Annotated in this window: 10 protein-coding genes; 4 read left to right on the plus strand and 6 right to left on the minus strand. The window is 62.8% G+C overall.

The features are described from left to right. The 4 genes from VF515_11700 to VF515_11715 all read right to left on the minus strand — a co-directional run. Window positions 1-1,139 (minus strand): acyl-CoA synthetase (locus VF515_11700; protein HEX7408298.1); only part of this gene is annotated, 1,139 nt, incomplete at its 3' end. A gap of 69 nt (window positions 1,140-1,208) precedes the next feature. Then, the gene (locus VF515_11705) at window positions 1,209-2,636 is read right to left on the minus strand and encodes a 4-hydroxyphenylacetate 3-hydroxylase N-terminal domain-containing protein (GenBank protein ID HEX7408299.1); all 1,428 of its coding nucleotides are present in this window, start codon (window positions 2,634-2,636) and stop codon (window positions 1,209-1,211) included. 95 nt (window positions 2,637-2,731) lie between these two features. Next, the gene (locus VF515_11710) at window positions 2,732-3,763 is read right to left on the minus strand and encodes a glycyl-radical enzyme activating protein (GenBank protein HEX7408300.1); all 1,032 of its coding nucleotides are present in this window, start codon (window positions 3,761-3,763) and stop codon (window positions 2,732-2,734) included. A 64-nt stretch (window positions 3,764-3,827) separates the two neighbouring features. Beyond that, window positions 3,828-6,386 carry a pyruvate formate lyase family protein gene (locus tag VF515_11715; GenBank protein HEX7408301.1) on the minus strand — a complete coding sequence of 853 codons (2,559 nt, stop codon included), beginning with the start codon at window positions 6,384-6,386 and terminating at the stop codon, window positions 3,828-3,830. A gap of 258 nt (window positions 6,387-6,644) precedes the next feature. On the opposite strand from VF515_11715, the gene VF515_11720 reads away from it, so the two are divergent. Beyond that, entirely contained in the window at window positions 6,645-7,526 is an 882-nt protein-coding gene (locus VF515_11720; protein HEX7408302.1) for a LysR substrate-binding domain-containing protein, read from the plus strand. 11 nt (window positions 7,527-7,537) lie between these two features. Then, window positions 7,538-7,984, plus strand: a complete 447-nt coding sequence (locus VF515_11725; GenBank protein HEX7408303.1) for a PPOX class F420-dependent oxidoreductase — start codon at window positions 7,538-7,540, stop codon at window positions 7,982-7,984. Between the two features lie 822 nt (window positions 7,985-8,806). On the opposite strand, the gene VF515_11730 is transcribed toward VF515_11725, so the two are convergent. Continuing rightward, complete coding sequence (locus VF515_11730) at window positions 8,807-10,594, minus strand: hypothetical protein (protein HEX7408304.1); 1,788 nt, start codon at window positions 10,592-10,594, stop codon at window positions 8,807-8,809. A gap of 50 nt (window positions 10,595-10,644) precedes the next feature. Next, entirely contained in the window at window positions 10,645-11,112 is a 468-nt protein-coding gene (locus VF515_11735; protein HEX7408305.1) for a hypothetical protein, read from the minus strand. 186 nt (window positions 11,113-11,298) lie between these two features. Here VF515_11735 and VF515_11740 point away from each other — a divergent pair, with 186 nt between their 5' ends. Together VF515_11740 and VF515_11745 are read left to right on the plus strand one after the other, a co-directional pair. After that, on the plus strand, window positions 11,299-11,739 hold the full coding sequence (locus VF515_11740; protein ID HEX7408306.1) for a hypothetical protein: 441 nt from the start codon (window positions 11,299-11,301) through the stop codon (window positions 11,737-11,739). A 641-nt stretch (window positions 11,740-12,380) separates the two neighbouring features. Continuing rightward, entirely contained in the window at window positions 12,381-12,515 is a 135-nt protein-coding gene (locus tag VF515_11745) for a hypothetical protein (GenBank protein HEX7408307.1), read from the plus strand. Window positions 12,516-13,125: the final 610 nt, after the last annotated feature.

Genomic DNA, 13,125 nt, shown 5'->3' on the forward strand with positions numbered 1-13,125 from the left:
AATCTGATGGCCAAGGTCCCGGGCTCGCCGGGACCGAGCACGTGATTCCCCTCGCCGATGACGGCGACCTCGGTACCCGGCAAAGGGCGCCCCATCGATCCGGGCTTCACTGGCAGGCAGGGATAGCTCAGGACGGTCATAAGCGTCTCGGTCTGCCCGTATCCTTCCAGCAATGGCTTACCGGTCTGGCTGCGCCACTGTTTGAGGACTTCGGGATTGACACTCTCGCCGGCGGAAACGGTCAGGCGTAGGGCCGACAAGTCCCTCGTCGTTGCGCCTTCGAGAATCAAGCGCCGCAGCTCGGTCGCCGCGGCGCAGAAGACGGTGACCCGGTAGCGTTCCAGCAGCTCGAAACGCCTGGCCGGTTCGAAAGGGCCATCATAGAAAAGGACAGCCGCGCCGCAGCTCCACGGTCCGAACAGAATACTCGTGCCGGCCTTGCTCCAACCGGTGTCGGCCGTACACCAGATCAGATCCCGCTGCGTCAGCGTGAGCCAGTGCCAGGCGGACACCCGCCAGGCGAACAAGGCGCGCGAGGCGTGGGTCACGCCCTTCGGATGCCCGGTCGACCCCGAAGTGTAGTAGATGATGGCAGGTTCGTCGCTGCTCATGGCGACAGGGGTGAAGGCGTCGGAGCACGCAGCGATCTCGCGGTCGAAATCGGCCCAACCCACACCGCCGCCAACGCTGATCCGGGCGCGGTAGGGATGGGCGGCCGGGAACTTGCCGATGTGCTCACGCGTGGTCACCGCACCGATGGCGCCCGAATGTTGCGTCCGAAACTCGATGTCCCGCGCGGTCTGCATGGTGATGCAGGGCACCGGAACCGCGCCCAGCTTGAGGCAGCCGACCATGGCGATCTGCCAGGCGGGAATGCGCGGCAGCATGACCAAGACGCGGTCCCCTTTTCGCACCCCCTGTTGCTGCAACAGGTTTGCGAACTGGTTCGATGCGCGGCGGATGTCAGCGAACGTGAACCGCCGCTCCTCGCCGCGGTCGTTGCACCAGATCAGGGCCAGGCGTTTCGCATCCTCGGCCCACTTGTCGACGACGTCACCGCCGAAGTTGAACGTGGGCGGGATCTCCCAGCGAAACTCCCGATACGCCCGGTCGTAATCGACCATGTCGACACGTTTCACGGCTGATCCTCCTGCAAGGCTTTCGGGTCTCCACAGCTCATCGCCTGTTCAGCCGACCACCCCTTCGGCTCAGTCCTCAATTCCCGCCAATCGCTTGACGATTTTTTTGCGTTCGTTGAAATCGTAGTTGCTCGCAATGGCGACGTCCTCCATGGCCGGCGAGCCCCCGCCATGGACCGCGGCCACCTGCCACACACCGGCCCACGATGACGCCAGGTAGTCCGAGATCGTCCGCTGCAAACGATGGATCTTCTCGGCGGAGACGTTCGGGTTGCGCACCGTATACTTCTCCAGCCACCCGCGCGTGTGCGGATCGAAGTAATCCTCCTCGAAGGGCATGGTCACCGGAAAACCGCCGGCGACGTCGGCCATCATGCCCCACGCCTCGTACGTGCTCTCTCCGGCGAGACGCCGGCCGACATTGGCATAGATGGCATCCGGCACGTGCACGCCCGAGGCGGACTGGGTCGAGTTCACCGCACCGGCGATGCCGGCGGCGTAGATCAGCTCGGCCGTTGCGGCCAGATGACAGAGCTTCTCGCGGATGTGCGACTTCCCTTCCACGCCGTAGTACTCGGCCGCCAGCGCGATCAGACCCATGACAATGTCATCCACCGCGGGCTTGCAGCCGCAGTAGCTATGGCGGTGACATTGCGAGAAGGTCAGCGCCATCTTGCCGGCAAACTCGTACTCGCCGCACAGGAACACCCGGTCCCAGGGAATGAAGGTGTTATCGAAGATCACCAGGGCGTCGGAGCTGCCATAGGTGTTCAGCGGTGCTTTGAGGACCTTGCGCTCGCGCGGCGCCGTTGCCCGGTTGATGATGTGCACGTTATCCCAATCGGCGGGGATGGCGAACGTCACCGCCCACTGCTTCTCGTCACGGGTCAAGGTCCGCGTCGGGAAGACGACGAGTTGGTCACAGTAAGACGCCATGGTGATGTCGGCCTTCGCGCCCCGGACAATGATCCCATCCTTGTTCTGGCTGACGATGCGTACGTGCAGGTCGGGGTCGTTCTGCTCGTGGGGCCGCTTGCCCCGGTCACCCTTGGCGTCCGTCATCACCGCCGCGGCAATCTGATCATTGTCTTGATAGGTCTTCAGGAATTCGCGGAAGCGCGCGTAGTACTCGGTGCCGTGCGCGTCGTCAGTATCTTTCGTCGTTACCGACAGGGCGTTCATGGTATCCGTACCCATGCACCGCTGGATGCAGAATCCGGACAGCCGCGCGCCGACACGGATCATCTTCTGCTTCTTGAGCAGATCGTCGCCACTCCGGCAGAGCGCGCAGAACCGACTGATCTTCTTCCCGGTGTCGGGACACGTGGCCGTGAACAGATCTTCGAGCTCCGGATCGGTGGCGGCGTCGTACGTGATCCGCATCACGTTGACCCCCGGCATAATGCGCGGATCGTCACGCCGGACGATTTCACCTGCCATGCGGACGTTGGGCTTCATCGCCCGCAAGCACTCGACGTACTCCTCGGACGTTCTCATTGCGCGCCTCCGTTTCGTGTACGGTAGAATTTGCTACCGGCTCGCGGCGCGGCCGAGAAGCTACGAACCCCCCTGGCAGCGACGATTGGCAACCCCTACGTAACGATCTCGCACTCCAAGCCGAGAGACTGGAAGCGCTGGACGATATTCTGCACCCGCTCGGGCGAGGGTGGCTTCACGTCTCCTGGCGCGTACGGCCGGTCCAGCATCTTGTACTTGTTCATACCGAACCGGTGGTACGGCAACACGTGTACCGGGATGTGCGCCCCGAGCGTCCTGATGAAGCCCGCAATCGCGCTGATATTCTCTTCCGAGTCCGTATATCCTGGGATCAGCGGCATCCGCGCGATCATGGGTATGCCCTTGCTTGCGATGTACTTGGCGTTGTCCAGGATCTGTTGATTCGAATGACCAGCGATCGCGAGGTGCGCGTCGCGATCGTGGATCTTCAGATCGAAGAGCACGAGGTCGGTGTACTCGATCACCCGTTCCAGCGCCCGCCTTGGCGCCGACCCGCACGTGTCGAGCGTGGTATGGATCCCCGCTTCTTGGCAGCGCTTGAACAGCGCGGCGACGAAGCGCGCCTGCGACAGGGGCTCGCCCCCCGAACAGGTTACCCCACCATTGGAGTTCCGGTAATACGCAGCGTCCTTCTTGATTTCCTCGAAAACCCGGGCGACGGTGTACTCATCTCCAAGCAACCGCAGGGCGCCCGTTCCGCACACCGGAACGCACTTGGCGCAGTCATCGCACACGTCTCTATTGATGTGGACGCCTCCCTCGGGGTTGAGAGAAATCGCCTTCTTGTCGCAGACCTCGACACACCGGTTACAGTGATCGCACAGTGGATCGCTGTGCGCGACTTCCACGCCGCCCGCCTGCGACTCGGGGTTGGCGCACCACGAACAGCTCAACGGGCAGCCCTTCAAGAAGACGGTTGTGCGGATTCCCGGTCCGTCCTCCGTGCTGAACCGCTGGATGTTGAAGATACGGGCGGTCACGACTCGATCATCGCGTTCCTTGCCGAAAAGCCCGTCGACGACGCGCGGCGAGGAGCCGGCTGAACCGATCGACTGCTCCTCGCCAGCACCGTCCAATTCACGCCGCGTGGTTCCCGTTGCGATCATGTGTTCTCGACTGTGTACCCTCAAAACAGGGAGGGCGACCGGTGGTCGCCCTCCCTGCACAACGTTACAGCAGCTGTTCAGTTCGGCTGATGATCTCGTCCTGTACGGCCGGCGTCAGCTCCACCCAGAAGGCGCTGTAACCCGCCACGCGCACGACCAGGTTCCGATAATTCTCGGGATGCTGCCTCGCATCCAGCAAGGTGTCCCGATCCAGGATGTTGAACTGGACGTGGAACCCGCCTTTGTCGAAGTACGTGCCCATCAGCTCGGCAAATTTGTTCACACCTTCCTTCTTCTTCAGCATCCCGGGGGCGAACTTCATATTCAGGAGCGGGCCCTCGATGAACATATTGTCGAGCTTGGTAACCGAGTTCATAGTTGCTGTCGGGCCCTTCACGTCGCAACCCTGCTGCGGGGAAGCAGAGGCATCGGCCAACGAGGTCCCCGCCTTACGGCCATTGGGCAACGCGCCGGTGGCCTTGCCGGCCCACGTCGACCAGGCCGCGCCCTGTCGGAACATGGTGAACCGCCGGCCGAAGCCGTCGCGGTACGACTGACACTTGTCGATGCTATACTTCCACAGCTTCACGTGCAGTGAATCCGGCTCCTCCTCGTCGTTACCGTACTTCGGCGCGGCCAGAAGCGCCCGCCGGAGTTCCGCGTATCCTTCGAAGTCGGTCTTCAATGCGTCGAGCAACTCTGGCATGGTTGCCTTTTTGTCCTCGAACACCACCTTTTTCAGCGCGATCAGCGAGTCACTCGCGTCCTGCAACCCACGATCGACAAAACACCACGCCTCCAACTGCTGGTAGCGACCGCCGCCACGGGTGGCGTCCTTCCCCTTCGCGACGCAGTCCTGCAAGAAAGCGGAGATGAATGGGAAGTAGTTGGAGTCCTCGTAGTACACCTTCTCCATGGCCCGGAAGTTGTTCAAGCAGTAGTCGTAGAAGTGATCAACCTGCTTCCGGTATGCCTCGACCAGTTCGTCCCACGTCTTGAAGTTTCTCGGATCGCCGGTCTCGATGCCGAGCTTGACGCCCGTGTACGGATCCATCCCGTTGTTCAAAGTGATTTCGATCAGTTTGGCGTGGTTGACGAACGACACCACCGCGTTACGTGTCCAGGCGAAGCTCTTCGGGTACGAGGTGTTGATGCAGCCTGCCATCGCCCATTCGCGCGCGTCATCCCACTGGACGCCGCGATCCAACAAGTACTCCGTGCCGAGGCGATCGTTGAACCACGCCGGAATTCCAGCACCGTGATCGCGGTTGCACTCGATCCCTTTCTGGAGGAACTCGGGGGCCATGGCGCGATGATAGCGGATCGAGATGTGCGGCTGATGCGTCTTGACCTGCTTGGCGACCTGCAAGATCAGGCACGACAGCTCGTTGGCGGCGTCTCGCCCGTCGCGGCCCTGCCCGCCGAGGGTGACGTTGATGAAGTAATTCGACTGGGCGATTTCCTGATGGAACCGCTTGCCGAGCAAACCCATGAACATGAACGGCTCCATGGCCGTCCATTTCATGAACATACACCCCATCAGCTCCGCCGCCTCCTGACGGGTGATCCGGCCCTCGTTGATGTCTTTCGCATAGTACGGCCACATGTACTGGTCGAAGCGTCCGACGTACGCGTTGGTGTTGGCCTTCTCGATGTCGTGACCGACCGCGATGAACCAGTACGTCTGTAAGGCTTCCTGGAAGGTTCGGGGAGGATTTGCCGGTGCCCACTCGCACACCTCCGCGATCTTCTCGAGGTCGCGCTTGCGCGCAGAGTTCTGTTCCGTCGCCGCCATCTCGCGGGCGAGTGCCGCGTACCGGTGCGCGTGTGCAATCATCGCTTCGACCACGATGATGACGGATTCGAGCCACTCGATCTTTCCCTTGTCCTTGTCGCTCAAACCCTGGCCGTTTACGCTGGCCTGGATGCGGTCGATGTGATCCTGGGCCTCCTGGACAACCCCATTGAACCCGATGGACAGGACCTTGTCGTAGTCCGCCCCGGGCGTGAAGCACATGGGCGTGTACGGCTGGCACATTCCCATCCGTGCCTCGCCAACCTTCTTCCACATGCCGCCGTCCAACGCGGTGATGATCTCTTCGGCGCGTTTGGCGGCGTACTTGTCCTTCCAGTACTCGCAGGCGGCGAGCAGCCTGGCTTTGTCCTCCGGCTCCAACACCGCCTCGGTCGTTGGCGAAGCCGTCGTCGGCGGCTCGTGCTGGTTCAAGATCCAGGCGAGATTCAGGGGGGCCAACTCGACGTTGGGAAGGGCGCCGCGCAGGAAGCGCGTCGAGCCGCCGACCAGCAGCTCGTCGTCACGGATCGCAATGGTCATATTCAGCAGCACGTTGGCAAACGCCTTCGCTCGCCGCTTCGCCGGATGCTCGCCATCGGTTTGCTTGTACGACTCCAGCATGAGCCAGGCTCGCTCGCCGCACACCGTCGGCCGCGCTTCGAAATACTGCTGCTTGAGCCGCTGGATCCTGGGCGTCAGACCGTTCAACGTGTTGATTTCATCGAGCGGAATCCGCTCCCGGACCACCAGTTCCTCCCCACGGCGGGCTGGCGTCATTTCGGGGAGAATTCTTGGTGCGATCGATTGCGCCACAGCGGTTTCCATCATCTGGCTCCTCTCTCTGCGTTCTCACGACTTCCATGTCGCACGGGTGCGTTTGCGGCTTTCGGCATAGCCCGGATTAAACCAGCTGGCCTGGTAGATGTCCAAGACAATGTTCCCATGGAATCCATACAGATCGCGTATGGGTCAGCGGCGGCGGCGGCTCTCCGCCCGAGTCCCCGCCTGGTCGGCTTCTCGCCCGCCTCCAGACGGTCCGTGCGTGAGGCTTGACGAGCGCACTGGTGTGATTGATAGCATGAGCGCATGAACCCGCGACATATCGAGTTTGTCGTTGCGGTCGCTGACCACCGCAGCTTCACCCGGGCGGCCGAGGCCGTGCACGTTTCGCAGCCATCGCTGTCCCACGCGATTGCTGAAATCGAGGAGACCCTGGGGACACCGCTGTTTCACCGGTTCGGACGCTCGGTCTCGTTGACCTCGGCCGGCAAGGCCTTCGTGGAGTCCGCGCGCCTGGTGCTGCGGGATCTCTCGGTGCTCTACGCTTCCGTCAAGGCGGTGGAGGAGTTGCGGGTGGGGACGCTGGACCTAGCGGCTCCGCAGGCGTCGGCGACGGAATTGCTGGCCCGGCTCGTGGGCGAGTTCCGCGCCCGTCACCCCGGTGTACGAGTGCGTATCCAGACGTCGGAGAACTTGCACGACATCGAGCGCTACGTGCGAACCGGCCGTTGTGAGCTGGCGCTGACGGTGGACACCGTCGAACCCCCGCTGGTGGCCGAGGTGATTGGCCGTGAGGAGCACGTCGTCGTTTTCCCGCCCGGTACGAAATTGAAGCGGCGGCCCCTCAAACACGCCGATCTCGCCGGTCTGCCCATGATCGTTCCGACCGGTGTGTATGAGTACTACGGCGGGCTGGCGCTGAAGATCACATCCCCGGACCAGGCACCCATCGTTGCCGTGGAGACGGAGTCGCGCCAAGCTTTGATCCCGCTCGTGCTGGCGGGTGCCGGTTTCACCTTCCTACCGCGGGCACTGGCCGAGGGCGCCACGCGGCAGGGCGTGGTCATGGCCGAGCTCTCCCCACCCATGCGCCGAGACATCCGGCTCGTCACTCGGCCCGGTCCGCTATCGCCGGCGGCCAAGGTGTTTGCCACTCTGGCGCGCGCCAGCGCCACGCGGCGTGCTTGATGGAGATCCCCATGACGACGTTCTCGACGACGAAGAAAACCACGCGCATACCGGAGACGTATCACGATATCCTGCTGAGCCGCCCCACCGGGCACCTGGCTACCATTCGGCCGGACGGGCAATTGTCGGTGAACCCGGTGGCCGTGATGTGGGACGGCGCGCTGGTCAGGGTCAGCACGCTCAAGTCGCGTCAGAAGTATCGCAATCTCAGCAATGATCCCCGGGTGGCGATTTCCATTCCGCACCGCGACAATCCGCAACACTACGTCGAGATTCGCGGCACGGCAGAGCTGACCGATGATGCCGACCGTTCGTTCGTGAACTCCCTGGCCCGGGCCTACATGGGCGTCGACGAGTATCCGTTCGACCGCCCGGGCGACGAGCGCGTCGTGATCACCATTCACCCCGGGCATGTTTCGGGGCTTCCGCCGGCCGCCGCCCTCCCCAACCGCCCCTGATCCCGAGCACCGCGACGACCAAACCGAGCCCGGCGCGCCTCCGACTGTGCGCCCATGTCGCATGATCGTTCGCGGCCAGACGATCGTTCCTTTTGAAGCAGATTTGAGCGTCGTGATTCTCGAGCTGCGTTATTCCTGGGGTTGTTCGATGGAATCCAAATGGGTGACCCCGTGCCTGGGTTCGATCAGGCGGGGTTCGATGTAAACCGGGCGTTCTGCTGACGAGTTCAGCGAGGGTGGTGAGCCTGCGAAGGGGTTGGCTGGCAATCAGTATGGCTGAATGGCCGCCGCCCTCGCTGATTTCCCGCCCGCAGCGGGACAGAGATGCCTTGGCCGTGAGCCACAGAGGGGTTGGCCCACGCGCACGCGCGCAAAGGCCACCATCGCACACTGCGATTCGCTCCTTAAGCAGAGGGCCAGCTTTTGCGCATGCGGAGTTGGAAGCCACAGGTGCTGTGAATGACGATTGGACACGGCTGGGAACCAACGATCTTCTGGGGCGCGACGGCGCCAGGGACACTTCACGTGGTGCGTCATCATGAGGAGTGTCCTGATCCAGATGGGTGACTGGTGCGGCTCTGAGCCGACACGAACACGAGCGAAGATCCTGGGTGCGTCATGCGTTCCGCACTAAGGCGGTGAGAAGAAAAAAGACGGCAGTTAGAAAATGATGGCGTCGCTATCGACGGGAGAGGTGTTCGCTTGTTGACAAGGGCCTTCCAATGGGTGACCCCGCTGCCGGCTTGGGGCAGGGCGCGTTCTTGCGCTTGGTGGTTCGGGGGCACATGCGCTGTTACGGCGTGCCGCTGAACGGCTGCGCCATCACCGCGTGCCACGCCGGCTGGCGTCAGCACCGCGGACGCTCAGGCATGCAACCCCGATCAGCATAGCGACGAGAGCGAGCAGTGCGCGTGTCGATACCACGGGTGCGGGAACGGGACCTCGGTGCACCATATCGCGGGCGCTGTTGTTGGCCGGGTCAGTATCGCCTTCCGTGGACACGGTCGCGGTGTTGACCATTATGAGCGGGGCGTTCTCATCGACCCTGACAGTGATGGTGATCACCAGAGGAGCAGCCTTGGGCGCCAGCGGCCCAGGGTTGACGCAGCGCACGGTGCGGATGGTCAACACCGTGCAGGTCCATCCGGGCCCACCTGCGGATACCAGCGTCATTCCGAGCGGCACATTATCGGTCACCACGATCGGGCCCGTCGTTGGCGCGTTGCCCACATTGGTCACCGTCAGGGTGAACGTCCCCACCTCACCGGCGCCGAAGGTGCCGGTGTGCGTAATCGTAATCCTCAAGTCGGGCGCCGCCACGGTTGCCGAGGGAGTGGCGGTGGGGCTTGCGGTTACCGTGGGCGTCGGCGTCCCGGTGGGCGACGCGGTCGGCGTAGCCGTCGGCGTTGATGTCGGGGTATTCGTCGGTAGCGGCGTGCTGGTCGGGGTCGGCGTTGCCGTCGCCGTGTTCGTAGGTGTTGGAGTCGGCGTGGCCGTCGGCGTCCGAGTCGGGGTCTCGGTTGGTGTCGTCGTGGGCGTCTCCGTCGGCGTCGCATTGATCACGATGCTGGAGGAGGTGCCGGTCTTCGCGTTCGCGTCCGTGGCGGTGACGGTGATGCTTTCGGCTACCGTGTCCTTGGTGCTGATCGTGAACGTCCCGCTGGACAACGTCTTGGTGTTGTCGCCGAAGGTGCCGTTGCCGTCGCTGTCGAACTGCACGCTCCCGGTGCCGGTCATCGTCACCGCCCTCGAACTGTAGGTCACCGTGTTGTTGTTGACGTCTTTGGCGGTGACCGTGACGGTGAACGGCGTGCCCGCCACCTGCGGCGTCGAGGCGCCGACCACGTAGTGATCGATCGGCCCCGGGATCACGAACACGTTCAATTGCACAGTCTGGTCCGCGTTCTTGACCAGAAGCAGTTGCCACTGGCCCGTGTCACCCGACCCGATCGCCGGGCAGCCTCCGCCGCCATCGTAGCTGGTCGGATCGTTCCAGTTGTTCGTCCCGGTGCTCGGCGGGTATTCGAGGTAGTTGGGATTGGAACCGGGAAGCGTTCCGTTGGCGGCGGAGTCCGGCCGGTCACCGCCGCCCGTGTTGGCGCAGGCGTTGCTCAGGCTGGGTTTGATCCAGGTTACGCTGTAGTCATTAACACTTTGCGGCAATCCTTTCACTTGCACATAGACGGTTGCGCCGGGCGATAACGTCGTCGCTGGGATCGTCAGGGCGCTATCCACGTACGCCTGGGCGGCAGCCACGTGGAAGGCGGCCGTGTGATCTGGTTGCGCGCCGGAAGCGCAGGTGGAGCTGGTGTACTCATGAAGGAGATAGTTCCAGTCATTGGCGTTCGAAAGCGAATCCGCGCTGGTTGTCGTATAACTGTCCGAGAAGCTCGTGGCCCCCGTCATGCAGCTCGATAGCCGTTTCTGGCTACCACTGGCATCTTGCACCTCGAACGTATAGCCCCTGCTCGAGTTGAGCCCAGTAGCCTGGGCGTATACGGTGTCCCCGCGTTCGAAGATGGTGCGCGCGTTGGTGTGGCTCGATTCGAGGTAGGTGTCGATTGCGACGGCGGCGAACGTACTGGCCGGCGCAAGTACGATCGCCAACATAACCCACAAAGGCCGAAGCCAACGCACGCGGACCCCCGGCAACCCTGGTTTCATGGCACCCCAATCGTCTTGCCGAACACTCCAGCGCTCGAATGGTTGAACGCGGGCGAGCGCGCCGTTGTGTCGTACAGGAAGTTGTCGACGACCGCGTTGAGAAACTGGCTGTCCGTGCCGCCATTCCAATTCTCGATCTTGAAGGGCAGCTCCACGTCCGAGGTGTCGGTGAAGCGGACATCGCAGTTCGTGCCGGTCGCGGAGGGGCCACAGGTGGCAGACTTCTGCACGTGGGCGTAGTTGAAGCTGGGGACCAGGTCGCCCCCGGGCGCGGCATTGTCGCTCAACCGGACGATGCAGGTGAATGCCGTCAAGCTCGACGCCGGCGAGTTCTGGCCGCCGCAGGTGATGCTGATACGGTCACCATAGCCGGTCAGAAACGCCTCTGCGGGCGCGGCGCAGAGCAACGCGCAGCCGAGCAGCAGGCTCCAGGCGAGCCAACGGGTATTGTAAATGGCAATCATGCTCCCAGGCTCCTTGCAGCCGGTACCGCGACTGAGTCCCGATGAGTAGGTGTAACCGTATCTGAACGGGACCTCTGTAAGTCCCTGGCGCGTGAACACTTTCCTCCAGGATTGCCCGTCATTCAGCTCGACAGCCGTTTCTGGCTGCCACTGGCATCTCGCAGCTCGAACGTTCTGGATTCGGTAATGTTCCCGCTGGCGAGGGGGGTTCCTGCGGTTGGTCGCACCTGGATCCCCGACCAGGTCAGCCTCGACACTACCGTGCTGGTGTCATCATTCTTGACAGTGACTGTGATGGTAGTTGTGTTTAGTGTGGCAGTTGAATCTACTAAAGAGACAGTACTACCGTTGCCGCTCAACTTCGTAATCGTCACGGTGACGGCAGACCCGGTGTTGAACACGAACCCGGAAGGGGCGTTCAGAATGATCGTGCCGCTGGCGCTGATGTCCCCGGTCGCTCCCTCATCCAGCACCGGGCCGGTCAACCCCGTGTACGTTCCGCCAGCCGTGGCGGCTGAGATGCTGGCACTCGCCAGCGTGCTGACGGTCGCTGTCGCGAAGGCGGACCCAGCCGTAGCCAGACGTAAGCCGAGTATCAACCAGAACCAAATGAGTACCTTTTTCTGACGTGGGCGCTTCATCGTCTTCCCCGGGCTGGCTGCATCCGCGCGCACCAGGGCAACAAGGGCGACCCGCGTCAGATGAGCAAAGGTGCGGGTTGGCCTTGCCGTCGTTGCGCTCACTGCAGCTGTTGGGCTTCGTCCGTGGCATCGGTCGGTCAATGAGTATCCGTGGGCCCCGGGCTACGAGGTCGAACCGTCCCGTCCTCGTCCCGGACCTGTCCCGACATACGCTTGCCGCCGGGCGCGTGGCCTGGGAAAGCAGAAAGCGTGCCAGCGTGGAGCGCTTGCGCTGAACTTCCACCGCCGCGGTTTCGGGCGCGCAGCTTTCCCACCGAAAGGAATCCTCAAGAGAAAAACCGGCTGCTTCGATTCCGATGATCGACATCATCGACGTCGGCGTTGGCGACGCCGAACCGCGCATTCGACGATCGCCTGCGAGTCAACAGTCCACCGTTTACCATGGAGAATCACGGTCGGCTTCACGGCCACGCGTCTGCCGGAGCGAGGAGTGCCCGTGTGACGAAGCCTGGAGATTGCGCTTGGGGACGATGGTACTTTTGGTGCGTTTCGCACCCGGCTGTAGACGCAGATCGACGATCCGTTCCAAAAGTACCATCGTCCCTCACATCCTCACACTGGAAAGGGATGATGGGCAACAAGCCTTATCCGGCCGCGCCGACCGGAGTGGACCTACGCCAGAACCGCGAGGCGCTCCTCGCGCATTACCGGCGGTCTGTGAAGGAAAAAGCGGCGCAGGAACCGAAGACGGTCATGAACTGAGCGCGACGAGGCGGTCGCGCGCGGACGGGGTTTCCCCTCACAAGGCAGGATCCCCGGGCGAGTCCACACGACGTCGCGATGCGTCTGCGCCACCTCATCGAGAATTCGCAGGCACCCCTGTTTGAATGCACCCGCCGCAATGGTTCGTGTGGACATGGACACCGTCTATAGACACTTTCACGACCCGTCGCAAACTTCACCGCAGCACCCGGCCCCGCAGCCAGCGCTGTCGTGTCCGGATGTTGGATTGCCGGCGCCGGTGGTGCCGCACGAGATCGCGGCGGCTCAATCAAGCGAATCCGGCAGGTCGCGGCAGACGCGCATCGACCAACGCGGGGAACGCTTCTCGATGAACACCTCTACACCCTCCCGCGCCTCCGACTGTGCGCGCCCATGCCTGGCACTCTCGGGCGAACGCCGCCGCACAGCCCGATGTGTCGTGAAGGCTGACGTGCGAAAGTCCACAGTCAATGGCTGACCCCGTATCTGGTGATTCACTCGGTCGCGGGGGCGATGTGCAGGCTCCTGATCCGCTCCTTCATGCCGGGAATTGAGGTCGGCGCAAGACTCAGCGAACGGAACCCAATCGCCAACAACTGCGGAATCATTT

The sequence above is a fragment of the Candidatus Binatia bacterium genome (assembly GCA_036382395.1).
In the GTDB taxonomy this organism is placed as follows: domain Bacteria; phylum Desulfobacterota; class Binatia; order HRBIN30; family HRBIN30; genus JAGDMS01.

What these genes read in the sequence shown, in the direction of transcription:
- VF515_11720 (HEX7408302.1), top strand. Translation starts at nt 6,645, where the DNA reads ATGAACCCGCGACATATCGAGTTTGTCGTTGCGGTCGCTGACCACCGC.
- VF515_11745 (HEX7408307.1), top strand. Translation starts at nt 12,381, where the DNA reads ATGATGGGCAACAAGCCTTATCCGGCCGCGCCGACCGGAGTGGACCTA.
- VF515_11715 (HEX7408301.1), bottom strand. Translation starts at nt 6,386, where the DNA reads ATGATGGAAACCGCTGTGGCGCAATCGATCGCACCAAGAATTCTCCCC.
- VF515_11710 (HEX7408300.1), bottom strand. Translation starts at nt 3,763, where the DNA reads ATGATCGCAACGGGAACCACGCGGCGTGAATTGGACGGTGCTGGCGAG.
- VF515_11735 (HEX7408305.1), bottom strand. Translation starts at nt 11,112, where the DNA reads ATGATTGCCATTTACAATACCCGTTGGCTCGCCTGGAGCCTGCTGCTC.
- VF515_11705 (HEX7408299.1), bottom strand. Translation starts at nt 2,636, where the DNA reads ATGAGAACGTCCGAGGAGTACGTCGAGTGCTTGCGGGCGATGAAGCCC.
- VF515_11740 (HEX7408306.1), top strand. Translation starts at nt 11,299, where the DNA reads ATGTTCCCGCTGGCGAGGGGGGTTCCTGCGGTTGGTCGCACCTGGATC.
- VF515_11725 (HEX7408303.1), top strand. Translation starts at nt 7,538, where the DNA reads ATGACGACGTTCTCGACGACGAAGAAAACCACGCGCATACCGGAGACG.
- VF515_11730 (HEX7408304.1), bottom strand. Translation starts at nt 10,594, where the DNA reads ATGTTGGCGATCGTACTTGCGCCGGCCAGTACGTTCGCCGCCGTCGCA.